The 21,110-nt window shown below is 58.3% G+C and carries 23 protein-coding genes; 9 read left to right on the forward strand and 14 right to left on the reverse strand.

The features are described from left to right. Nucleotides 1-3: 3 nt before the first annotated feature. From hflD to ACSQ17_RS20700, 3 genes are all read right to left on the reverse strand, one after another. Nucleotides 4-624: a high frequency lysogenization protein HflD gene (hflD, locus tag ACSQ17_RS20690; protein ID WP_436070375.1), complete on the reverse strand. Its 621-nt coding sequence runs from the start codon at nt 622-624 to the stop codon at nt 4-6. After that, nucleotides 621-1,739: a tRNA 2-thiouridine(34) synthase MnmA gene (mnmA, locus tag ACSQ17_RS20695; RefSeq protein ID WP_436070376.1), complete on the reverse strand. Its 1,119-nt coding sequence runs from the start codon at nt 1,737-1,739 to the stop codon at nt 621-623. Before mnmA ends, hflD begins: the two co-directional genes overlap by 4 nt. A gap of 61 nt (nt 1,740-1,800) precedes the next feature. Then, nucleotides 1,801-2,241 (reverse strand): NUDIX hydrolase, encoded by a 441-nt coding sequence (locus ACSQ17_RS20700; protein ID WP_436070377.1) that lies wholly within the window; start codon nt 2,239-2,241, stop codon nt 1,801-1,803. Between the two features lie 325 nt (nt 2,242-2,566). On the opposite strand from ACSQ17_RS20700, the gene icd reads away from it, so the two are divergent. Beyond that, nucleotides 2,567-3,823, forward strand: a complete 1,257-nt coding sequence (gene icd / locus ACSQ17_RS20705; protein WP_090253672.1) for an NADP-dependent isocitrate dehydrogenase — start codon at nt 2,567-2,569, stop codon at nt 3,821-3,823. Nucleotides 3,824-3,903: 80 nt separating this feature from the next. Here the strand turns inward: icd and cspD are convergent, their stop codons facing one another. Beyond that, on the reverse strand, nt 3,904-4,167 hold the full coding sequence (gene cspD / locus ACSQ17_RS20710) for a cold shock domain-containing protein CspD (protein WP_436070378.1): 264 nt from the start codon (nt 4,165-4,167) through the stop codon (nt 3,904-3,906). 227 nt (nt 4,168-4,394) lie between these two features. On the opposite strand from cspD, the gene clpS reads away from it, so the two are divergent. Together clpS and clpA are read left to right on the forward strand one after the other, a co-directional pair. After that, on the forward strand, nt 4,395-4,757 hold the full coding sequence (gene clpS, locus ACSQ17_RS20715) for an ATP-dependent Clp protease adapter ClpS (protein ID WP_436070379.1): 363 nt from the start codon (nt 4,395-4,397) through the stop codon (nt 4,755-4,757). A gap of 29 nt (nt 4,758-4,786) precedes the next feature. Beyond that, nucleotides 4,787-7,057 carry an ATP-dependent Clp protease ATP-binding subunit ClpA gene (gene clpA, locus ACSQ17_RS20720; RefSeq protein ID WP_436070380.1) on the forward strand — a complete coding sequence of 757 codons (2,271 nt, stop codon included), beginning with the start codon at nt 4,787-4,789 and terminating at the stop codon, nt 7,055-7,057. A 106-nt stretch (nt 7,058-7,163) separates the two neighbouring features. On the opposite strand, the gene infA is transcribed toward clpA, so the two are convergent. The 4 genes from infA to trxB all read right to left on the reverse strand — a co-directional run bounded on the left by infA (nt 7,164) and on the right by trxB (nt 9,940). Next, nucleotides 7,164-7,382 (reverse strand): translation initiation factor IF-1, encoded by a 219-nt coding sequence (gene infA / locus ACSQ17_RS20725; RefSeq protein ID WP_002553999.1) that lies wholly within the window; start codon nt 7,380-7,382, stop codon nt 7,164-7,166. Between the two features lie 100 nt (nt 7,383-7,482). Continuing rightward, complete coding sequence (locus ACSQ17_RS20730; protein WP_436070381.1) at nt 7,483-8,190, reverse strand: arginyltransferase; 708 nt, start codon at nt 8,188-8,190, stop codon at nt 7,483-7,485. A gap of 55 nt (nt 8,191-8,245) precedes the next feature. Beyond that, nucleotides 8,246-8,926 carry a leucyl/phenylalanyl-tRNA--protein transferase gene (gene aat, locus ACSQ17_RS20735; protein ID WP_436070382.1) on the reverse strand — a complete coding sequence of 227 codons (681 nt, stop codon included), beginning with the start codon at nt 8,924-8,926 and terminating at the stop codon, nt 8,246-8,248. Between the two features lie 63 nt (nt 8,927-8,989). Further along, complete coding sequence (trxB, locus tag ACSQ17_RS20740; RefSeq protein WP_436070383.1) at nt 8,990-9,940, reverse strand: thioredoxin-disulfide reductase; 951 nt, start codon at nt 9,938-9,940, stop codon at nt 8,990-8,992. A gap of 230 nt (nt 9,941-10,170) precedes the next feature. Between trxB and ftsK the strand changes: the two genes are divergently transcribed. The 6 genes from ftsK to cysG all read left to right on the forward strand — a co-directional run bounded on the left by ftsK (nt 10,171) and on the right by cysG (nt 17,847). Beyond that, entirely contained in the window at nt 10,171-12,576 is a 2,406-nt protein-coding gene (gene ftsK, locus ACSQ17_RS20745) for a DNA translocase FtsK (protein WP_436070384.1), read from the forward strand. A 52-nt stretch (nt 12,577-12,628) separates the two neighbouring features. Next, entirely contained in the window at nt 12,629-13,255 is a 627-nt protein-coding gene (gene lolA / locus ACSQ17_RS20750) for an outer membrane lipoprotein chaperone LolA (protein ID WP_436070385.1), read from the forward strand. A 32-nt stretch (nt 13,256-13,287) separates the two neighbouring features. Beyond that, nucleotides 13,288-14,613, forward strand: a complete 1,326-nt coding sequence (locus ACSQ17_RS20755; protein ID WP_436070386.1) for a replication-associated recombination protein A — start codon at nt 13,288-13,290, stop codon at nt 14,611-14,613. Next, on the forward strand, nt 14,610-14,990 hold the full coding sequence (gene crcB / locus ACSQ17_RS20760) for a fluoride efflux transporter CrcB (RefSeq protein WP_436070387.1): 381 nt from the start codon (nt 14,610-14,612) through the stop codon (nt 14,988-14,990). The genes ACSQ17_RS20755 and crcB overlap by 4 nt, the downstream gene beginning before the upstream one ends. A 109-nt stretch (nt 14,991-15,099) precedes the next feature. Further along, nucleotides 15,100-16,380: a serine--tRNA ligase gene (gene serS, locus ACSQ17_RS20765; RefSeq protein ID WP_436070388.1), complete on the forward strand. Its 1,281-nt coding sequence runs from the start codon at nt 15,100-15,102 to the stop codon at nt 16,378-16,380. Between the two features lie 72 nt (nt 16,381-16,452). Then, a complete protein-coding gene (gene cysG / locus ACSQ17_RS20770) occupies nt 16,453-17,847 on the forward strand; it encodes a siroheme synthase CysG (RefSeq protein ID WP_436070389.1) in 1,395 nt (464 codons plus the stop codon). Here the strand turns inward: cysG and ACSQ17_RS20775 are convergent. The 6 genes from ACSQ17_RS20775 to ACSQ17_RS20800 form a co-directional block, all read right to left on the reverse strand. Further along, nucleotides 17,832-18,818, reverse strand: a complete 987-nt coding sequence (locus tag ACSQ17_RS20775) for a glycosyl transferase family protein (RefSeq protein ID WP_436070390.1) — start codon at nt 18,816-18,818, stop codon at nt 17,832-17,834. The two genes, cysG and ACSQ17_RS20775, sit on opposite strands and share 16 nt — an antisense overlap. Beyond that, complete coding sequence (locus tag ACSQ17_RS20780) at nt 18,815-19,150, reverse strand: TusE/DsrC/DsvC family sulfur relay protein (RefSeq protein ID WP_233684917.1); 336 nt, start codon at nt 19,148-19,150, stop codon at nt 18,815-18,817. Before ACSQ17_RS20780 ends, ACSQ17_RS20775 begins: the two co-directional genes overlap by 4 nt. Further along, entirely contained in the window at nt 19,147-19,446 is a 300-nt protein-coding gene (gene tusB / locus ACSQ17_RS20785) for a sulfurtransferase complex subunit TusB (RefSeq protein WP_233684916.1), read from the reverse strand. Before tusB ends, ACSQ17_RS20780 begins: the two co-directional genes overlap by 4 nt. Beyond that, complete coding sequence (tusC, locus tag ACSQ17_RS20790) at nt 19,446-19,805, reverse strand: sulfurtransferase complex subunit TusC (protein ID WP_436070391.1); 360 nt, start codon at nt 19,803-19,805, stop codon at nt 19,446-19,448. Before tusC ends, tusB begins: the two co-directional genes overlap by 1 nt. Nucleotide 19,806: 1 nt before the next feature. Then, entirely contained in the window at nt 19,807-20,199 is a 393-nt protein-coding gene (tusD, locus tag ACSQ17_RS20795) for a sulfurtransferase complex subunit TusD (RefSeq protein WP_233684914.1), read from the reverse strand. Between the two features lie 173 nt (nt 20,200-20,372). Then, nucleotides 20,373-21,041: a Bax inhibitor-1/YccA family protein gene (locus tag ACSQ17_RS20800; protein ID WP_233684913.1), complete on the reverse strand. Its 669-nt coding sequence runs from the start codon at nt 21,039-21,041 to the stop codon at nt 20,373-20,375. Nucleotides 21,042-21,110 lie beyond the last annotated feature (69 nt).

The following is a 21,110-nucleotide window of genomic DNA, read 5'->3' on the forward strand; positions in this document are numbered from 1 at the left end:
TGCTCAGGACCGCAGCAGTGGGTAGAGTTCCTTGAGCAGCTTGCCGCGACTGAACACCATCTGCCAGCGATGACCGCCCAGTTGGCGCCACAGGCGTGCGGAACGGATACCGGCGAGCAGTAGCGCACGGATTTTGGCGGCATTGTTGCTTTGTTGCAGATGGCGCATATCGCCTTGCACCTGGATGCGCTGACGGAAGGTGCTGATGGTGTCCTGGTACAGTCCGCCACAGTTGGCGATTACATTCTCATGGGTGGGGCCAAAGTGCTCGACCTGCTGCTGCACCTGGTCAAGGCGGCTGCCCATCACTTGCAGCATGTCGCCGCGCTTGTCCAGCTGCCGCTCCAGGGCCAGCAGTGCCAGAGCGTAGCGCAGCGGATCACGCTGCAGACTGGCGGGGTCACGCTCCAGTGCGCCAACCAGGGCACGATAGCCATCACGCAGGTTGAGATCATCGCCGCCGTAAACGTCCAGGGTATCTTTAGGATCGCGCACCAGTAGGCTGTTGATCATGCAGGCTACAGCCGCTTCGCTGACCTGACCGGTGCGTGCCAGTTTGTCGACCAGCACGGCCGATTCGAATACGGCGCCAAGGGCGATCAATTGTTCGCGGATTGGATTCACGCCTGCTGCTCCCGGGCAGTCCAGGGCTCGGCGCTTTCAATCACGCCGCCACCCAGGCAGATGTCACCGTCGTAGAACACCACCGACTGGCCTGGCGTTACGGCACGCTGGGGTTCGGCAAAAACGGCGCGATAGCCGCTGGCGGTTTTTTCCAGTGTGCAGGCTTGATCAGTCTGGCGATAACGCACCTTGGCGGTCAAAGCGCGTGGCGTACTCAGATCAATCGGGTTGACCCAGTAGATCTCGGAGGCCAGCAGGGCACGACTGAACAGCCAGGGATGTTCATTACCCTGACCCACCACCAGCACGTTGCGGGTCAGGTCTTTGTGCAGGACGTACCAGGGCTCGTCACTGGCGTCTTTCAAACCGCCGATGCCCAACCCCTGGCGTTGACCAATGGTGTGGTACATCAGGCCGTGATGGCGGCCAATGATTTCACCTTCGGTGGTTTCGATATTGCCGGGCTGTGCGGGCAGGTACTGTTTGAGGAAGTCGCTGAAGCGCCGTTCGCCGATAAAACAGATGCCGGTGGAGTCCTTCTTCTTGGCTGTGGCCAGCTGGTACTTCTCGGCAATTGCGCGTACCGCCGGCTTTTCCAGCTCACCGACCGGGAAAAGGGTCTTGGCAATCTGCTCACCGCCAACCGCATGCAGGAAGTAGCTCTGATCCTTGTTTGGATCGAGGCCCTTTAGCAGCTCGGTGCGCCCGTCGACATCACGCCGACGTACATAATGGCCGGTGGCAATCAGGTCGGCGCCGAGCATCAGGGCGTAGTCGAGAAAGGCTTTGAATTTGATTTCGCGGTTACACAGGATATCTGGATTCGGCGTGCGCCCAGCCTTGTATTCGGCCAGGAAGTGCTCGAACACATTGTCCCAGTATTCGGCGGCAAAATTGGCCGTGTGCAGCTTGATGCCGATCTTGTCGCACACGGCCTGTGCATCGGCCAGATCATCCATGGCGGTGCAGTATTCGGTGCCGTCGTCCTCGTCCCAGTTCTTCATGAACAGGCCTTCGACCTGATAGCCCTGCTCAAGCAACAGAAGGGCGGAAACGGACGAATCTACACCGCCGGACATGCCGACAATAACGCGCTGGGTAGTTGGATCTGACATGGGAATACTGGGCACGGCTTGAAGAAAGGTGGCGATTCTATCAGGCCGTGCGGCCTGGACGTTAATCGCGAATCAGGCTCAGGGCAAAGTGTTGGCCGCTCAGGTAATCATCGATGCAGCGCAATACCAGCTCGCTGCGCCAGCGCTCCGGTTCTGCCGCCAGCTCGTCGCGGGTAAGCCAGCGTGGGCCGATGATGCCCTCATCCAGCGGGTGATCAGGGTGGTGCTGCAGTGCTTTACCGGCGAAACACACGCGCTGGTAGGTGATGCCATTGCTGGGGGCGGTGTACAGGTAGATACCGACTACGCCCGTAAGCTCGATATCCCAGCCGGTTTCTTCGAGGGTTTCGCGCAGTGCAGCCTGTATCAGACTTTCGTCGGCTTCCAAGTGGCCAGCAGGCTGATTAAATACGGCGCGGTTATCGGCCATTTCCTCAACCAGCAGAAACCGTCCCTGGTCCTCGACCACGGTGGCGACTGTAACGTGCGGGGTAAAGCGCATTAGGGAACTCCTTGAGCAGGCGCGTGATCATAGCCGCAGCCGCTGGTTGTGGTGATAGCCGGAGCAATTGGGCAATGAGCTGCTAGGATGAAATCGTCTTGCCGCAAACGTCGTGTAGCGTACTTGTAGTTTGACTACAAAGCCGTTTTGCTGATTAGCCTGGCGCCCGCAAGAACGCGCATGTGCAATGTTTTCAATGGATAAAGTGCGTGACTTTCTGTAGAAAAACTACAAAAATAACTCGCCTTTCCGAGACCCAAAAAGATCTATTCAGCACGTCATCTGCGTGACTGAATGCCAGACCACGAAAACAACGGAGTCCAGCATGGGATACCAAAAGATCCAGGTGCCTGCCACCGGTGACAAAATCACCGTCAATGCCGATACATCCCTGAACGTACCGAACAATCCAATCATCCCCTTTATCGAAGGTGATGGTATCGGTGTCGATATCAGCCCGGTCATGATCAAAGTCGTTGATGCTGCCGTACAGAAAGCCTACGGCGGCGAGCGCAAGATCTCCTGGATGGAAGTTTACGCTGGCGAGAAAGCCACTCAGGTTTACGATCAGGATACCTGGCTGCCTCAGGAAACCCTGGATGCGGTCAAAGACTACGTCGTTTCCATCAAGGGCCCGCTGACCACTCCAGTCGGTGGCGGTATTCGCTCCCTTAACGTAGCTCTGCGTCAGCAGCTTGATCTGTACGTTTGCCTGCGCCCAGTGCGTTGGTTCGAAGGCGTGCCAAGCCCGGTGAAGAAGCCAGGCGATGTCGACATGACTATCTTCCGCGAGAACTCGGAAGACATCTACGCCGGTATCGAGTGGAAAGCCGGCTCGCCAGAAGCGACCAAGGTCATCAAGTTCCTCAAAGAAGAAATGGGTGTTACCAAGATTCGCTTCGACCAGGACTGCGGTATCGGCGTCAAGCCGGTTTCCAAAGAAGGCACCAAGCGCCTGGCACGCAAGGCTCTGCAGTACGTTGTCGATAACGACCGCGACTCGCTGACCATCGTGCACAAAGGCAACATCATGAAGTTCACCGAAGGTGCCTTCAAAGAGTGGGCCTACGAAATTGCCGCTGAAGAGTTCGGCGCGACCCTACTCGATGGCGGTCCTTGGATGCAGTTCAAGAACCCGAAAACCGGCAAGAACGTCATCGTCAAGGACGCCATCGCCGACGCCATGCTGCAGCAGATTCTGCTGCGTCCGGCCGAGTACGACGTGATTGCCACCCTGAACCTCAATGGCGACTACCTGTCCGACGCCCTGGCGGCTGAAGTAGGCGGCATTGGCATCGCACCGGGCGCCAACCTGTCTGACACCGTTGCCATGTTTGAAGCCACCCACGGTACTGCACCGAAGTACGCTGGTAAGGATCAGGTGAACCCAGGTTCGCTGATTCTCTCCGCTGAAATGATGCTGCGCCACATGGGCTGGACCGAGGCGGCCGATCTGATCATCAAGGGCACCAACGGCGCCATCGGTGCCAAGACCGTGACCTATGACTTCGAGCGCCTGATGGACGGTGCCAAGCTGCTGTCCTGCTCGGCATTCGGTGATGCACTGATTTCGCACATGTAAGCCAATCAGCTGCGCATAAAGAAAGGCCGGTCAAATGACCGGCCTTTTTTGTGGGCGATTAACTGCCCAGGCGACTTTAATCAGACTTCAACCGTTACGCCCTGGCTGTGCTTGACTGCGGCAGGCGCTTCACTGGCGGCAGTAGCCGCACTGATGTTTACGGCGTGGAGTCCTTTTGGACCTTGAATAATATCGAAGCTTACCGGCTGGCCAGCCTTCAGCGTTTTATAGCCGTCCATCTGGATAGCCGAGTAGTGGGCGAACAGGTCCTCATCTCGACCATCGGCCAGGATGAACCCATAGCCTTTGGCGTTGTTGAACCACTTGACCTTACCGCTAACCATGCTGATATCCCTCTGCAAAGGACTCCATCACTGGAGTATCATCCACTTCAATTCCACACTCAGTTCGCCAAGGCGGCCTGCGTGTGAAACCCCTTAATACCCACGCTGGGTATTCATTGTTTGTAACACCGTTTTGCCGATAGTCAAGGCAATGCTGTAACTGGCTGAGAAGCCGTTCAAACTCTGTCTAGCACAGACTATTCGCCCATTAAACGAAGCTCTTCAGCATGCATGCACGTAGCCAGATTCGACTAACATTCAATCAGGATCGCCCTGCAGAGCATGAGGACGATTCCTTCGGCCTGGCCGTTCAGGAATCCAAGCCCGCTCTACAGGCTCCCCCCATGTATAAAGTGGTGTTGTTTAACGATGACTACACCCCCATGGATTTCGTGGTCGAGGTGCTCGAGGTGTTCTTTAACCTGAATCGAGAACTGGCGACCAAGATCATGCTGACCGTCCATACAGAGGGGCGGGCAGTGTGTGGCGTGTTTACCCGCGATATTGCTGAAACCAAAGCGACACAGGTGAATCAATATGCGAGAGAGAGCAAGCATCCGCTACTCTGTGAAATAGAGAAAGACGGTTAACGCCGGACACTTGGGCATGAGGTGAAGCTATGTTAAATCGAGAGCTCGAAGTCACCCTCAATCTGGCTTTCAAGGAGGCTCGCACCAAGCGTCATGAATTTATGACGGTTGAGCACTTGCTGCTGGCCCTCCTGGATAACGAGGCTGCCGCCAGCGTACTACGTGCGTGCGGGGCCAACCTGGACAAGCTACGGCATGATCTGCAGGAGTTTATCGACTCCACCACGCCGCTTATTCCACAGCACGACGAAGAACGCGAAACTCAGCCTACGCTGGGATTCCAGCGCGTTTTGCAACGCGCGGTGTTCCATGTACAGAGTTCTGGCAAGCGTGAAGTGACCGGTGCCAACGTGCTGGTGGCGATTTTCAGTGAGCAGGAAAGTCAGGCGGTGTTCCTGCTCAAACAGCAGAGCGTTGCGCGCATTGATGTGGTCAACTTCATTGCCCACGGCATCTCCAAGGTGCCAGGCCATGGTGGTCACCCAGAAACCGAACAGGAAATGCAGGATGAGGAGGGCGGTGAGTCTTCCAGTTCCAGCAATCCGCTGGACGCCTATGCCAGCAACCTGAATGAGCTGGCACGTCAGGGGCGTATCGATCCGCTGGTTGGTCGCGAGCTGGAAGTTGAGCGCGTTGCACAGATTCTGGCGCGTCGCCGCAAGAACAATCCCTTGCTGGTGGGTGAAGCTGGTGTGGGTAAAACCGCAATCGCCGAAGGGCTGGCCAAGCGTATTGTCGATGCTCAGGTGCCAGATTTGCTGGCCGACAGCGTGGTCTACTCACTGGATCTCGGTGCGCTGCTGGCAGGCACCAAATACCGGGGTGATTTCGAGAAGCGCTTGAAAGCGTTGCTCAACGAGCTGCGTAAACGTCCCCATGCAATTCTGTTTATCGATGAAATCCACACCATTATCGGGGCAGGCGCCGCTTCTGGTGGGGTGATGGATGCGTCCAACCTGCTCAAGCCGATGCTGTCTTCAGGGGAAATCCGCTGCATTGGTTCAACCACGTTTCAGGAGTTCCGCGGCATTTTCGAGAAAGACCGTGCTCTGGCGCGGCGCTTCCAGAAAGTCGATGTGGTGGAGCCTTCGGTGGAAGACACCATTGGCATTCTGCGCGGCCTGAAAGGCCGCTTTGAGCAGCACCACAGCATCGAATACAGCGATGAGGCTCTGCGCGCAGCGGCTGAACTGGCGTCGCGCTACATCAATGACCGGCATATGCCGGACAAGGCCATTGATGTCATCGATGAGGCTGGCGCGTACCAGCGCTTGCAGCCGGCAGACAAGCGCTTGACTCGTATCGATGTGGCGCAGGTCGAGGATATCGTGGCGAAGATTGCGCGGATTCCGCCAAAACATGTCAGCAGCTCTGACAAGGAATTGCTGCGTAACCTTGAGCGCGACCTCAAACTCACGGTGTTTGGCCAGGATGCGGCGATTGACTCGCTGTCTACCGCGATCAAACTGTCACGAGCTGGCCTCAAGGCGCCGGACAAGCCAGTAGGTTCATTCCTGTTTGCCGGGCCAACCGGTGTCGGTAAAACCGAAGCGGCGCGGCAGCTGGCCAAGGCGCTGGGCGTTGAGCTGATTCGCTTCGATATGTCCGAGTATATGGAGCGGCATACCGTGTCGCGCCTGATTGGTGCTCCACCTGGCTATGTCGGTTTTGATCAGGGTGGGTTGCTCACTGAGGCTATTACCAAAACGCCACATTGCGTACTGCTGCTCGATGAAATCGAAAAGGCGCATCCGGAAGTCTTCAACCTGCTGCTGCAGGTCATGGACCATGGCACGCTGACCGATAATAACGGGCGCAAGGCAGACTTCCGCAATGTGATCGTGATCATGACCACCAACGCTGGTGCCGAAACGGCTTCCCGGGCATCGATTGGTTTCACCTATCAGGATCACTCATCCGATGCCATGGAAGTGATCAAGAAGAGCTTTACTCCGGAGTTCCGCAACCGCCTGGATACCATTATCCAGTTTGGCCGTCTGAGCCATGAGGTGATCAAAAGCATTGTCGACAAGTTCCTCACCGAGCTGCAGGCGCAGCTGGAGGACAAGCGCGTCATGCTTGAAGTCAGCGATGCCGCACGTAACTGGCTGGCGGAACGTGGTTATGACGTGCAGATGGGCGCTCGGCCAATGGCGCGTTTGATTCAGGACAAGATCAAGCGACCGCTGGCGGAGGAGATTCTGTTTGGCGAGCTGGCTGAGCACGGAGGGGTTGTGCATGTCGATATCGCCGATGGTGAGCTGACCTTCGACTTTGAAACCACTGCTGAGATGGCCTAACGGCCATCGACAGTTTCTCGCGCGCACAAAAACGCCCGGCAATGCCGGGCGTTTTTACTGGAGCGTGGTGTAACAGATACCGGAAAACGGAGTTTTCAGCAGCCTGTTAACGGGCGCGATAGGTAATGCGGCCCTTGCTCAAGTCATAAGGCGTAAGTTCAACGCGAACTTTGTCGCCAGTCAAAATGCGGATGTAATTTTTGCGCATCTTTCCGGAGATGTGCGCAGTAACGACGTGCCCGTTTTCCAACTCCACGCGGAACATGGTGTTGGGCAGGGTGTCGACGACAGTGCCTTCCATTTCGAAGCTGTCTTCTTTCGACATGCAGTAAAGCCCTCGGTATCCAATGAATGGCCCGGTGCAACTGGCGCCAGGCAAAAGCGGCGTGCATTGTGCCCGAAAATTGGGGTTTGCGCCAAGGGCTTCAGTTAAGGCTGACCCAGCGTTGATTGACGAACAGCTCAATCGGGCGGTATTGGGTCTTGTAACTCATCTTGCGGCAGTTCTTGATCCAGTACCCGAGGTACACAGCCTGCAGTCCCAGGCGTGCGGCTTCGGCAATCTGCCAGAGGATGGCAAAGCGCCCAAGGCTGCGCCGCTCCTCGTTCGGCTCATAAAAGGTATATACCGCAGACAGGCCGTTAGGTAGCACATCGGTTACCGCCACGGCCAGCAGGCGATTGTCCTGGCGAAATTCATAGAAGCGAGAAAACGCTAGGTCGCGCACCAGAAAAGTCGAAAATTGCTCGCGATTAGGCGGGAACATATCGCCATCAGCATGCCGCTGTTCTATGTAGCGCACGTACAGTGCGTAATATTCTTCGGTAAATGCCGGGCGTACCTGGCGCACCTGGACATCCTGGTTGCGCTTGAAAATCCGTCGTTGCTGACGGTTGGGGCTGAATTGTGCGGCGGGAATGCGCGCTGGAACACAGGCGGTACAGCGCTGGCAGTGCGGGCGATAGAGGTGGTCGCCACTGCGGCGGAAACCCATTTCCGAGAGCTCGGCATACACCTGCGCATCCATGGGCTGGCTGGGGTCGAGGAACAGCGTAGTGGCTTGTTCGTCGGGCAGATAGCTGCAGGGATGTGGTTGAGTGGCGTAAAACTTTAAGCGGGCCAGCTCGGTCATGATCGACTCTCAGGATCAGTCTTCAACCAAGTGTAAGCCAGGCTGACAAACTCGCCTAGGCGACCCATTCAGCTCGGTTGGGTTGGTCAAGATGGCGGCTGAGGTAGCGGGCAAATTCATCGCGGCTAATTGTTCGAGCACCCAGGCTAAGCAGATGCTCAGTGGGCATCTGGCAATCAATCAGAACAAACCCCCAGGCTTTTAATCGTTCAACCAGTGTGGCAAAACCTACTTTGGATGCATTGTCAGCGCGGCTGAACATCGACTCACCAAAGAACAGCTGCCCCATGGCCAGGCCGTAAAGTCCGCCCACCAGCTCACCGTCACGCCAGACTTCCACCGAGTGAGCAATGCCGCTTCTGTGCAGTTCCAGATAAGCGTCCTGCATTGGGCTGGTTATCCAGGTTTCTGCCGCATAGCTACGTGGTGCTGCGCAAGCGCGAATGACATCGGCGAACGCCTGATCAAAACTCACCTGATAGCGACCCTGGCGCAATACCTTGGCCAAGCTGCGAGAGACATGCAGCTCATCTGGTAGCAGAACCGTGCGTGGGTCGGGTGACCACCAGAGAATCGGCTGACCATCCTGAAACCAGGGGAAACAGCCATGGCGATAGGCCTGGATCAGGCGTTCGGTGCGTAAGTCGCCACCTGCAGCGAGCAAGCCGTTGGGCTCGCGCAGGGCTTTATTAAGTGGGGGGAAATCCAGTGAGTCGCGTTGCAGCCACGTCAGCATGGGCAGGGCCGGAATTGGACAGGGGGAGGGCAGGGCGGGCCAGGTAGCCCGCCCTGCGATCGATCAATTGTCGTCAAGAAATTTTTCGACATCCAGCGCGGCCATACAGCCAGCACCTGCCGAAGTAATGGCCTGGCGATAGACGTGGTCGGCAACATCACCGGCAGCGAATACTCCTTCGATGCTGGTGGCAGTGGCGTTACCCTCGTTGCCACCCTTGATCAGCAGATAGCCGTCACGCATGTCCAGTTGGCCCTGGAACAGGTCGGTGTTGGGTTTATGGCCAATAGCAATAAACACACCGGCCAGCGGCAGGTCAGTGGTTGCACCTGTCTGGGTGTTCTTCAGGCGTGCGCCGGTGACGCCCGTGTTGTCACCCAGCACTTCTTCAAGTGCGTGATTCCAATGCAGCACCACGTTGCCATTGGCAGCCTTGTCGAACAGTTTGTCCTGAAGGATTTTCTCTGAGCGCAGTTTGTCGCGGCGGTGCACCAGGTGCACTTCCTTGGCGATGTTCGACAGGTACAGGGCCTCTTCAACGGCGGTATTACCGCCGCCGATTACTGCAACCACCTGATTACGATAAAAGAAACCGTCGCAGGTGGCGCAGGCTGATACACCCTTGCCGGAAAACGCTTCTTCCGACGGCAGGCCCAGGTATTGCGCGGAGGCACCGGTGGCGATGATCAGTGCATCGCAGGTGTAGGTGCCGCTATCACCCTTAAGAGTAAAGGGGCGTGATTGCAACTCGGCAGTGTGGATATGGTCGTAGACGATCTCGGTTTCAAAGCGTTCAGCGTGTTTTTGCATCCGTTCCATCAGTGCGGGTCCCGTCAGCCCCTCAACATCACCTGGCCAGTTGTCCACTTCAGTGGTGGTGGTCAGCTGACCGCCGGGCTGGATGCCGGTAATGATTACAGGTTTGAGGTTGGCGCGGGCAGCGTACACGGCAGCGCTATAACCGGCAGGGCCGGAGCCCAGGATGATCAAGCGTGAATGCTTGACTTCGCTCATAAAAACACCTCATAAGCCTTTGTCACAAAAGAGAATGCATGCTCCAATTGAGCCGCACGGAAGATGTTGGCGGATATGCTACACCGAAGCAGGCAATGAGCGGGAGTCAACCAACTGGACTGTTTATGCATACAGCTCGGTCTGGTATCGTCTGGCTAAACCCGTACAATCGCTGCATATTTTGCCGTTAACCAATTATTCGGCGCCTCTGGCGCAGGAACAGATGCGTTTTGAAGAAATCTAGCCCAACCGTACAAGCTCCCCTCTGGCGTCAGCAGCTGCCCTATCGATTGAAAGAAGGCGCCCTGATAGGCCTTGGCGCGCTTTGCCTGTACCTGTGGATGGCACTGCTGACCTACGATGCGGCGGATCCGGGCTGGACTCACACCAGCAACGTAGAACAGGTGCAAAACGCTGCCGGCCGTGCCGGTGCCTGGTTTGCCGACATTCTGTTTATGGCCCTGGGCTATTTCGCCTATCTATTTCCACTGCTGCTCGCGGTTAAAACCCTACAAGTGTTTCGTGCACGTCATCAGCCCTGGCAGTGGAGCGGTTGGCTATTTTCCTGGAGGCTGATCGGTCTGGTGTTTCTGGTGCTGTCCGGCGCAGCGCTGGCTTATATCCACTTTCAGGCCAGTTCCAGCATGCCCGCGTCGGCGGGTGGCGCTCTTGGGGAAAGCCTCGGCCAGTTGGCGATTAATGCCTTGAATGTACAGGGCAGTACGCTGCTGTTTATTGCCCTGTTTCTCTTCGGGCTGACCGTATTTACTGATCTGTCCTGGTTCAAGGTTATGGACCTGACCGGCAAGATCACCCTGGATCTAATCGAGCTGATTCAGAGCCTGGCTAACCGCTGGTGGAATGCGCGCCTGGAGCGCAAGCAACTGGTGGCACAACTGCGTGAAGTGGATGAGCGGGTCAGCGAAGTGTCAGCTCCAATCGTGCTGGATCGCCGCGAGCAGGCCAAGGTCAAGGAACGGCTGATAGAGCGCGAAGATGCGCTGAACAAACATATGAGCGAGCGGGTTAACCGTCCTGCGCCTGTGATTACTCCACCGGCTGCGCCGAAAGCTCCCGAGCCCAGCAAGCGTGTGCTGAAGGAAAAACAGGTGCCGCTGTTCGTCGACAGCGCCATCGAGGGCACGCTGCCGCCGATCTCCATCCTTGATCCGGCCGAAATCAAGAAAGTCGCGTATTCACCTGAGTCACTGGCCGGGGTTGGGCATCTCCTTGAACTCAAGTTGAAGGAGTTCGGCGTAGAGGTGGCAGTTGACTCGATCCACCCTGGCCCGGTGATTACCCGCTACGAGATTCAGCCGGCCGCCGGGGTTAAAGTCAGCCGCATCGCCAACCTGGCCAAAGACCTGGCGCGCTCGCTTGCTGTAACCAGCGTGCGCGTGGTTGAGGTTATTCCAGGCAAAACCACCGTCGGCATCGAGATTCCCAACGAAGACCGGCAGATCGTGCGTTTCTCCGAAGTGCTGTCCTCTCCCGAGTATGACGACGCCAAATCGCCGGTAACCCTGGCGCTGGGCCACGACATTGCTGGCAAACCCATCATCACCGATCTGGCGCGCATGCCGCACTTGCTGGTGGCGGGCACCACAGGTTCGGGTAAGTCGGTGGGGGTCAACGCAATGATCCTGTCGATCCTGTTCAAGTCGAGCCCGGAAGACGCGCGCTTGATCATGATCGACCCGAAAATGCTCGAGTTGTCGATCTACGAAGGCATTCCGCATCTGCTCTGCCCGGTGGTGACCGACATGAAGGAAGCCGCCAACGCCCTGCGCTGGTCGGTGGCGGAGATGGAACGGCGCTACAAACTGATGTCGAAGATGGGCGTGCGCAACCTGGCGGGCTTCAACCGCAAGGTCAAGGACGCCGAAGAAGCAGGCGAGCCACTCGCCGATCCGCTGTACAAGCGCGAAAGCATGCATGACGAAGCGCCGCTGCTGAAAACCCTGCCAACCATAGTGGTCGTAGTCGACGAATTCGCCGACATGATGATGATTGTCGGCAAAAAGGTCGAAGAGCTGATCGCACGTATTGCGCAGAAAGCCCGTGCGGCGGGAATTCACCTGATTCTCGCGACCCAGCGCCCCTCGGTGGACGTGATTACCGGCCTGATCAAAGCCAACATCCCGACCCGTATGGCCTTCCAGGTATCGAGCAAGATCGACTCGCGCACCATCATCGATCAGGGCGGCGCCGAACAGCTGCTCGGTCACGGTGACATGCTCTATATGCCGCCCGGCACCAGCTTGCCGATTCGCGTACACGGGGCCTTCGTATCCGATGAGGAAGTGCACCGGGTAGTCGAGGCCTGGAAACAGCGCGGCACGCCTGACTATATCGATGACATTCTCAATGGCGTCGAGGAGTCAGGGAGTGGCTTTGAAGGCGGCAGCGGTGAGGGCGGTGGTGAAGGCAGCGAAGCCGACCCGCTGTATGACGAAGCCGTCAATTTCGTCCTGGAAAGCCGCCGCGCGTCGATTTCCGCCGTGCAGCGCAAGCTGAAAATTGGCTACAACCGTGCGGCGCGGATGATCGAGGCCATGGAAATGGCCGGCGTGGTCACCTCAATGAACACCAATGGCTCGCGTGAGGTCATAGCACCAGGCCCCATGCGCGACTGATGCCCCGCCCAGCATTGCTGGCCCCCGAATACCCGAATAAATGAGGAACCCCATGCGCCTGATTCGCATGTTAGTGCTGACCCTGCTGAGTTTTACCAGCATCGCCGCTGTAGCCGATGATGAGGTGGCCATTCAACGCCTGACCGAGTTACTTAACCAGGCGCAGACTATTACTGCGCGTTTTTCCCAGCTGACTCTGGATGGCAGCGGTACCCAGCTACAGGAAACCGCCGGTCAGTTGGCGCTGAAACGCCCAGGCCTGTTCCGCTGGCACACCGATGCACCGATGGAGCAGTTGCTGGTGTCCAATGGCGAGAAGGTCTGGCTGTACGACCCAGACCTCCAACAAGTGACCATTCAAACCCTTGATCAACGCCTGACCCACACCCCAGCGTTGCTGCTGTCCGGTGACGTGTCGAAGATCCGTGAGAACTTCGAGATCAGCCACAATGAAGGCGGCAATGTGGTCGACTTTATCCTCAAGCCCAAATCCAAGGACACCCTGTTCGACAGCCTGCGTCTGTCGTTCCGTAACAAGTTGCTCAACGATATGCAACTGATCGACAGCATCGGTCAGCGCACCAATATTCTGTTTCTCAACGTGAAGATGAACGAGCCGCAGGATGATGCGCAGTTCACCTTCGAGATCCCGGCCGGTGCCGACGTGATCCAAGAGTAAGCACTCCGCACACGAGGCGTTAAACCGCAGTCATGGATCTGTTTCGCAAGGCCCCCGTTGCTCAACCTCTGGCTGCCCGGTTGCGTGCTGCCAGCCTGGATGAGTATGTCGGCCAGGAGCATTTGCTGGCCCGTGGCAAACCCCTGCGTGAAGCCCTGGAGCAGGGCGCACTGCATTCGATGATCTTCTGGGGCCCGCCAGGTGTTGGTAAAACCACCCTGGCGCGCTTGTTGGCGCAGGTTTCCGATGCGCACTTCGAGACGATTTCTGCCGTGCTCTCCGGGGTCAAGGAAATCCGCCAGGCCGTGGAAGTGGCGCAGCAACATGCCGCGCAATATGGCCGTCAGACCATCCTGTTTGTCGACGAAGTGCACCGTTTCAACAAGTCGCAGCAGGACGCCTTTCTGCCCTATGTGGAAGACGGCACGCTGATCTTTATCGGTGCGACCACGGAAAACCCCTCATTCGAGCTGAACAACGCCTTGCTCTCACGGGCCCGCGTGTATGTGCTGAAAAGCCTCGATGAAAGCGCATTGCGCAAGCTGGTCGAGCGCGCCTTGAGCGACCCGAAGGGGTTGGGTGAGCGTCAGCTAAGCCTGCCGGAAGAAAGTTTCACGATTCTCCAGGCCGCTGCCGACGGAGATGGCCGGCGCTTGCTCAACTTTCTGGAGAACGCTGCGGACCTGGCCGAAGATGGTGGCGAGATCAGCAGCGACTTGCTGCTCAATCTGCTTGGCGATACTCGCCGGCGTTTCGACAAGGGCGGTGAGGCCTTTTACGATCAGATTTCCGCATTGCACAAGTCCGTGCGCGGCTCCAGCCCGGACGGTGCACTGTACTGGTTTGCACGCATGCTCGATGGCGGCTGCGATCCGCTGTATATCGCCCGGCGCGTGGTGCGCATGGCCAGTGAGGACATCGGCAACGCCGACCCCCGCGCACTGACCCTGTGCTTGAATGCCTGGGATGTGCAGGAACGCCTGGGTAGCCCTGAGGGCGAGTTGGCTGTGGCGCAGGCGATTGTCTACCTGGCCTGCGCACCGAAAAGCAACGCGGTCTACAACGCCTTCAACGCCGCCAAACGTGACGCTGCCGAGCATGGTTCGCAAGAGGTGCCGCTGCACCTGCGCAATGCGCCGACCAAACTGATGAAAGAGTTGGGCTATGGCGATGAATACCGCTATGCCCATGATGAGCCGGATGCCTATGCAGCAGGCGAGGACTACTTCCCTGAAACCTTCGCCCCACGTGAGTATTACCAGCCGGTGCCGCGCGGCCTGGAGCTGAAGATTCGCGACAAGCTGCAGCACCTGAAAAACCAGAACCGCAACAGCCCTCGGCAGCGGAGAAAACCATGATTCGTGTGGTACTGGCGGTGGCTTTGGGCGGTGCCGTGGGTTCTGTGCTGCGTTTTCTGACTGGCAGCTGGGTGGTGTCGCAGTGGCCACGGCATTTCTACCTGGGCACGTTTACCGTCAATATCCTCGGTTGCCTGCTGATCGGCCTGCTTTCTGGTCTGTTCTTGCTTCGCAGTGATCTACCCATCGAGCTGCGCAGTGGCCTGATCATTGGTGTGCTTGGCGGTTTTACCACCTTTTCCTCCTTCAGCCTGGAAGTGCTCAAGCTGTTTGAAAGCGGCCGCCTCAATGAAGCCTTTGCCTATCTGCTGTGCAGCATTTTGGGCGGCGTGCTGGCCGTGTGGGGCGGTTTTGCCCTGGCGCGCCTGTCCCAGTAAGCCGTGCCAGCTAACGGTGGCAGCACAACCGGTTAAAGCCTTAAACTGCGCGGCATTGCGCGCCATGGCCACGGCCATGCAAACCCTAGTGATGTGTTGAGACCAGAACATGCTCGATTCCAAACTCGTTCGTACCCAGCTCCAAGAAGTGGCCGAGCGCCTGGCCACCCGTGGTTTTGCCCTTGATGTTGCCCGTTTCGAAGCCCTGGAAGCCCAGCGCAAGACCGTGCAGACCCGCACCGAGCAGCTGCAGGCTGAGCGCAACAGCCGCTCCAAGTCCATTGGCCAGGCCAAGCAGCGTGGTGAAGACATTGCCCCGTTGCTGGCCGAAGTGGACAAGATGGGCAGCGACCTGGAAGAGGGCAAGCGCGAGCTGGATGCGATTCAGACCGAGCTGGACAACCTGTTGCTGAACATTCCCAACCTGCCGCACGAGTCGGTACCGGTCGGTGAAGACGAAGAGGGCAACGTCGAGGTGTCGCGCTGGGGCACGCCGCGCAGCTTCGATTTTCCGATTCAGGATCACGTCGCCTTGGGCGAGCAGCATGGCTGGTTGGATTTTGAAACTGCCGCCAAGTTGTCCGGCGCGCGCTTTGCCGTGCTGCGTGGGCCGATTGCCCGCATGCACCGTGCGCTGGCGCAGTTCATGATCAACCTGCACACCAGCGAGCACGGTTACGAAGAGGCGTATACGCCTTACCTGGTACAGGCGCCGGCTCTGCAAGGCACCGGCCAACTGCCGAAATTCGAGGAAGATCTGTTCAAGATCGCCCGCGAAGGCGAAGCCGATTTGTACCTGATCCCGACCGCTGAAGTGTCGCTGACCAATATCGTTGCCGGCGAGATTCTTGATGCCAAGCAGCTGCCGCTGAAACTGGTGGCGCATACGCCGTGCTTCCGCAGTGAAGCCGGCGCATCCGGTCGCGACACTCGCGGCATGATTCGTCAGCACCAGTTCGACAAGGTCGAGATGGTGCAGATCGTCGAACCGAGCAAATCTTTTGAAGCCCTGGAAAGCCTGACCGCCAACGCCGAGCGCGTGTTGCAGTTGCTTGAGCTGCCGTACCGCAAACTGGCGCTGTGCACCGGCGACATGGGGTTTGGCGCGGTTAAGACCTATGACCTTGAAGTCTGGGTACCAAGCCAGGACAAGTACCGTGAAATTTCCTCGTGCTCCAACTGCGGCGACTTCCAGGCCCGCCGTATGCAGGCGCGCTACCGCAACCCGGAAACTGGCAAGCCTGAGCTGCTGCACACCCTCAACGGTTCCGGCTTGGCAGTGGGGCGTACCCTGGTGGCCGTGCTGGAGAACTACCAGCAGGCCGACGGCAGCATCCGTGTACCGGATGTGCTCAAACCTTATATGGGCGGTATCGAAATCATCGGCTAAGACTGATTTCAATGACCTGCGACGGGGCGGCCAGTGCCGCCCCGTTTTGTTTATCTGAACGAGAGCGGCGCCATGGATTTCCTTCCCCTGTTCCACAAACTGCAAGATCGCCGGGTGCTGGTGGTAGGCGGGGGGGAAGTTGCCTTGCGCAAGTCCCGCCTGCTCAGCGATGCCGGCGCCAGATTGCGGGTTGTGGCACCGGAGATCCGTGACGAATTGCGCAGCATGGCCACGACCAGCAAGGGCGAGGTGCTGCTACGCGCTTACCAGCCGGCCGATCTGCAAGCGGTGGTGTTGGTCATTGCGGCCACTGATGATGAGCCGCTGAATGCTGAGATTTCCCAGCAGGCCCAGGCACTGGGTATTCCGGTCAATGTGGTGGATGCGCCGAAGCTGTGCAGCGTGATCTTCCCGGCGATTGTCGATCGATCACCGCTTATCGTTGCAGTGACCAGCGGTGGTGATGCGCCCGTGTTGGCGCGCCTGATTCGCGCCAAGATCGAAACCTGGATTCCGGCTACCTATGGCCAACTCGCCGGTCTGGCCAAACGTTTCCGTGCCCAGGTCAAAGGCCTTTTCCCTGATGTGCAGCAGCGCCGAGTATTCTGGGAGGAGGTGTTTCAGGGGCAGGTGGCCGAGAGTGTTTTCGCTGGCAAGCTGCAGGAGGGGCAGCGCCTGCTGGAGGAGAAGATTGCCGGTATCGCGCCTCGTGCCCTGGGTGAGGTGTACCTGGTCGGTGCCGGGCCGGGTGACCCAGACCTGCTGACCTTTCGCGCACTGCGCCTGATGCAACAGGCCGATGTGGTTCTCTACGACCGCCTGGTGGCGCCAGCCATTATCGAGCTATGCCGGCGTGATGCCGAGCGTATCTATGTCGGCAAACAACGCGCCGAGCATGCACTGCCGCAGGAGCAGATCAATCAGCGTCTGGTCAGTCTGGCTAAAGAGGGTAAGCGTGTACTGCGCCTCAAAGGCGGTGACCCATTTATCTTCGGCCGTGGCGGTGAAGAAATAGAAGAGCTGGCCGCCCATGGTATTCCCTTCCAAGTGGTGCCTGGTATCACTGCGGCATCCGGTTGCGCAGCCTATGCCGGCATCCCGCTGACGCATCGTGATCATGCCCAGTCGGTACGTTTTGTCACCGGGCACCTGAAAGATGGCAGCAGTAACCTGCCGTGGGACGAATTGACGGCTAGCAGCCAGACGCTGGTGTTCTATATGGGCCTGGTGGGCCTGCCAATGATCTGTCAGCAGCTGATTGCCCACGGCCGTGCCGCGACAACGCCAGCGGCATTGATCCAGCAGGGCACCACGCAGAACCAACGGGTGTTTACCGGCACATTGGCCAATCTGGCCGAGCTGGTGGCCGAGCATGAAGTGCATGCGCCGACCTTGGTGATAGTCGGCGAAGTGGTGCAATTAAGAGAGAAACTGGCCTGGTTCGAAGGGGCTCAGGCCAGCCTCTGATTGCGCGCGGCCCATAGCTGGGCCGCACGCTCCAGGGCGTGTTCACGCGGCTCGCCGAGGGCGCGCAAGGCCAGCGCCATGGTGCTGATCACGGCAAGTTGGCCGTAATCATCGGTCACGTCTCCGCGCCAGAAGGCGGCCAGGTGATCCGGTTCCAGCGACTGGGGTTTGACGTGACGCAGCGGCGAAAGCGCCGGCCATTCTTCATCCCAATTCTCGCTATTGGCTGTGCCGTAGAGGTGGCTGGCAGCGTCGGGGTTGATCTCGATTTCGCCGCCTTCGCCCTTGATCACCACGGCCGTATCGCCCAACAACTGGCTGGCCTCACGGTGCACCGCCTGGTAGCCCGGATGGAAGATGCTCTGCAGGCCGCAACGCGCACCCAGCGGATTTAGGATGCGCGCCAGCGAGTGGATCGGTGAGCGCAGGCCGAGGATATTGCGCAGGTCAATCATCCGTTGCAGCTGCGGCATCCAGTCGCCCAGTGGGATAAATGCCAGGTGATGTTGCGCCAGTGCCGGCTCGACGCTGTTCCAGTTGCGGCACAGTGGAATCTGCAGGGTTTCGAGTAGCTGTTCGCTGTACATGCGTCCGGCTGTGTGCGGGCCGCCACCGTGCAGCAGAATGCGAGTACCGCTATTGGCCAACGCCTTGGCCGCCAGCAGAAACCACGGCAGGTGGCGCTTCTTGCCGGCATAGCTGGGCCAGTCCAGATCCACGGCAATGGCCGGTGCCTGTAAACGTGCGCGCACCGCCTCGGCGAAGCCGGCCATCTCTTCAGCGCTCTCTTCCTTATGCCGCAGCAGCATCAGAAAAGCCCCCAGTTGGCTGTCTTCGACCTTGCCGTCGAGCAGCATGCCCATGGCTTCACGAGCTTCTTCGCGGGTCAGGTTGCGCGCGCCGCGCTTACCTTTGCCGAGGATGCGCACAAATTGTGCAAACGGGTGTTCCGGCGGGGTAACCAGGTTCATAGGCAATTGGTCGGTTTGGGCAGGCCCGCCAGCTTGGCGGCAAGTTTGGCAGGAGTGCCATTGAACAGACGGTTGAGGTTGAGACTGTTGCCCTTTTCGGGGCCAAGCTTGCTGGCAACGAATTTGATCAGCGGGCGATTGGCCGGCGAAAGCTGAAATTCATCGTAAAAGCTGCGCACCAGCCAGAGAATTTCCCAGTGCTCGGCATTCAGGTTAATGCCTTCGCGCAGAGCCAGGGCGGCCGCCACGGATTCAGACCAGTCGGCCAGTTCAACCAGATAGCCGTCCTTATCCAGCGGCAAATCACGACCCTCAATACTCAATAAGGTCATAGCCAGGTGTTCACCTTGTCGTAGTGGCAACTGAGTGCCACGAAACCAGGGTAGTCAACCAGGTTCAGGCGCTCAGGTAGTACCAGGCCGCGGGCCTGCACGTCTTCATCCAGGGCATACAGGGCGATGCTCTCGGGCATCAGCTCAAGTGCCTGGCGTTGTGCGCTGCCGGCTTGCAGGGCGTAGACCGCATCACCACAGAGCAGCAGAGCATCCTGGCTGCCGAGCAGGCGCAGGCAGCTGCTCAAACGGCTGTCGGTAAAAGGGGAGTGGGAAAGCACATGCAAGGTAGCCATCAGAGCGTAATTACCTGGTCGTAACGGTCAATCAAGGCGCTGAGCGCGGCATCATCCAGACATTCAGCGGCCAGACGCATGGGCTGCCCCAGCAGGCCGCGCTCGGCCAGACTGCGATGGGCGACATACAACGCCTCGACGCCAAACATTGGTAGCGCTTGCAGATTGGCGCCCAAGTCTTTCTGTTGCAGGCTGGCCGGCTGTTGTGCGCTGCTCAGCTGGAAAACTCCGTCATCGAGAAACAGCATGCCGATTGGCAAGTCGAAGGCACCGCCAGCCAGGGCGATATCCAGAGCTTCGCGGGCAGATGGCCCGGACCAAGGTGCCTGGCGGCTGATGATCAGAAGGGATTTGCTCATGTTACGGGCCTCCGAAACACACCAGGCGATCAGCCAACTGCGCGGCTTCATGCAACTGGCCCAGGCCAGACAACTCCCACGGCGCGTCCAGATTGGCTGCACTGCGCGAATATCGCTGCGCCTCATCGGCGTTTAATACGCCACGGCGCAGGGCGGCCGCGATGCAGACCACACTGTCGAGTTGCTGAGCCTGAACGAATTCACGCCACTCGCGCGGTAAGTCCAGTTCATCCTGAGCGTTGACCACATTGCTTGAGGCACTGTGGACGCCGTCCTGATAGAAGAACAGCCGCACAATATGATGCCCGCCCGCCAATGCGGCCTGAGCAAAACGTAAGGCTCGGCGCGAGGAGGGCGCATGCGGTGGGGAAAAGAGGGCGATGGCAAACTTCATAGCGAACCTGGCAAGCCAATTTGCCGGAATGATAAAGCCTGAGTCACCAAGATGCGCGCGGTAGGCATAAAAAATGAGCGGGAGTCATTTTTAACGTAGGACCCGAAGGGTACAGGCCATGGATGGCGTGCATAAAAAAGCCCGCCGAAGCGGGCTTTGCACAGCAACTTGAATCAGTCGTCGCCGCCCATGATGCCGAAAATCTGCAGCAGGCTGACGAACAGGTTGTAGATCGATACATACAGGCTGATGGTCGCCATGATGTAGTTGCGCTCACCGCCATGAATGATGGCGCTGGTCTGATACAGGATGCAGACCGAGGAGAACAGCACAAAGCCTGCGCTGATCGCCAGCTGCAGCCCGCTGATCTGGAAGAAGAAGCTGGCAACCATCGCACCGATCAGGACGAAGAAGCCTGCCGTGATAAAGCCACTGAGAAAGCTCATGTCCTTACGTGTGGTCAGCACATAGGCCGACAGGCCGCAGAACACCAGAGCTGTCATGGCAAAGGCGGAGCTGACAACTTCAGCACCGTTGGCCATGCCCATATAGCGGTTGAGGATCGGGCCGAGGGTGTAACCCATAAAGCCGGTCAGGGCGAGGGTGGAAACCAGCCCCCAAGCCGAGTTACGCAGCTTGGCAGTCAGGAAGAACAGGCCGTAGAAGCCAATCAGCACCACGAAAATGTTCGGGTAGGGCACATTGGCGCGTTGCGCGATGAACGCCACCAGGCCGCTGAAGGCCAGGGTGATGGCCAGCAGGCCGTAAGTGTTACGCAGGACGCGGCTGACTTCCTGCTGCTCAACCTGCGTATGCTCAAGTGCATAGTTGTGTTCATTCATGGCGACACTCCTGAAAGGGCTGATGGTTCCGTGACCAAGGTCAGGCCCGATCATAGCAGAGGCAGATAA

The organism is Pseudomonas sp. LjRoot71 (assembly GCF_964253255.1).
GTDB lineage: Bacteria > Pseudomonadota > Gammaproteobacteria > Pseudomonadales > Pseudomonadaceae > Aquipseudomonas.

Bases quoted from the DNA above. Each gene is read 5' to 3' on its own strand.
- mnmA (WP_436070376.1), bottom strand. From the start codon at position 1,739: ATGTCAGATCCAACTACCCAGCGCGTTATTGTCGGCATGTCCGGCGGT.
- ACSQ17_RS20700 (WP_436070377.1), bottom strand. From the start codon at position 2,241: ATGCGCTTTACCCCGCACGTTACAGTCGCCACCGTGGTCGAGGACCAG.
- icd (WP_090253672.1), top strand. From the start codon at position 2,567: ATGGGATACCAAAAGATCCAGGTGCCTGCCACCGGTGACAAAATCACC.
- cspD (WP_436070378.1), bottom strand. From the start codon at position 4,167: ATGGTTAGCGGTAAGGTCAAGTGGTTCAACAACGCCAAAGGCTATGGG.
- clpS (WP_436070379.1), top strand. From the start codon at position 4,395: ATGCATGCACGTAGCCAGATTCGACTAACATTCAATCAGGATCGCCCT.
- clpA (WP_436070380.1), top strand. From the start codon at position 4,787: ATGTTAAATCGAGAGCTCGAAGTCACCCTCAATCTGGCTTTCAAGGAG.
- infA (WP_002553999.1), bottom strand. From the start codon at position 7,382: ATGTCGAAAGAAGACAGCTTCGAAATGGAAGGCACTGTCGTCGACACC.
- ACSQ17_RS20730 (WP_436070381.1), bottom strand. From the start codon at position 8,190: ATGACCGAGCTGGCCCGCTTAAAGTTTTACGCCACTCAACCACATCCC.
- aat (WP_436070382.1), bottom strand. From the start codon at position 8,926: ATGCTGACGTGGCTGCAACGCGACTCACTGGATTTCCCCCCACTTAAT.
- trxB (WP_436070383.1), bottom strand. From the start codon at position 9,940: ATGAGCGAAGTCAAGCATTCACGCTTGATCATCCTGGGCTCCGGCCCT.
- lolA (WP_436070385.1), top strand. From the start codon at position 12,629: ATGCGCCTGATTCGCATGTTAGTGCTGACCCTGCTGAGTTTTACCAGC.
- ACSQ17_RS20755 (WP_436070386.1), top strand. From the start codon at position 13,288: ATGGATCTGTTTCGCAAGGCCCCCGTTGCTCAACCTCTGGCTGCCCGG.
- crcB (WP_436070387.1), top strand. From the start codon at position 14,610: ATGATTCGTGTGGTACTGGCGGTGGCTTTGGGCGGTGCCGTGGGTTCT.
- serS (WP_436070388.1), top strand. From the start codon at position 15,100: ATGCTCGATTCCAAACTCGTTCGTACCCAGCTCCAAGAAGTGGCCGAG.
- cysG (WP_436070389.1), top strand. From the start codon at position 16,453: ATGGATTTCCTTCCCCTGTTCCACAAACTGCAAGATCGCCGGGTGCTG.
- ACSQ17_RS20775 (WP_436070390.1), bottom strand. From the start codon at position 18,818: ATGAACCTGGTTACCCCGCCGGAACACCCGTTTGCACAATTTGTGCGC.
- ACSQ17_RS20780 (WP_233684917.1), bottom strand. From the start codon at position 19,150: ATGACCTTATTGAGTATTGAGGGTCGTGATTTGCCGCTGGATAAGGAC.
- tusB (WP_233684916.1), bottom strand. From the start codon at position 19,446: ATGGCTACCTTGCATGTGCTTTCCCACTCCCCTTTTACCGACAGCCGT.
- tusC (WP_436070391.1), bottom strand. From the start codon at position 19,805: ATGAGCAAATCCCTTCTGATCATCAGCCGCCAGGCACCTTGGTCCGGG.
- tusD (WP_233684914.1), bottom strand. From the start codon at position 20,199: ATGAAGTTTGCCATCGCCCTCTTTTCCCCACCGCATGCGCCCTCCTCG.
- ACSQ17_RS20800 (WP_233684913.1), bottom strand. From the start codon at position 21,041: ATGAATGAACACAACTATGCACTTGAGCATACGCAGGTTGAGCAGCAG.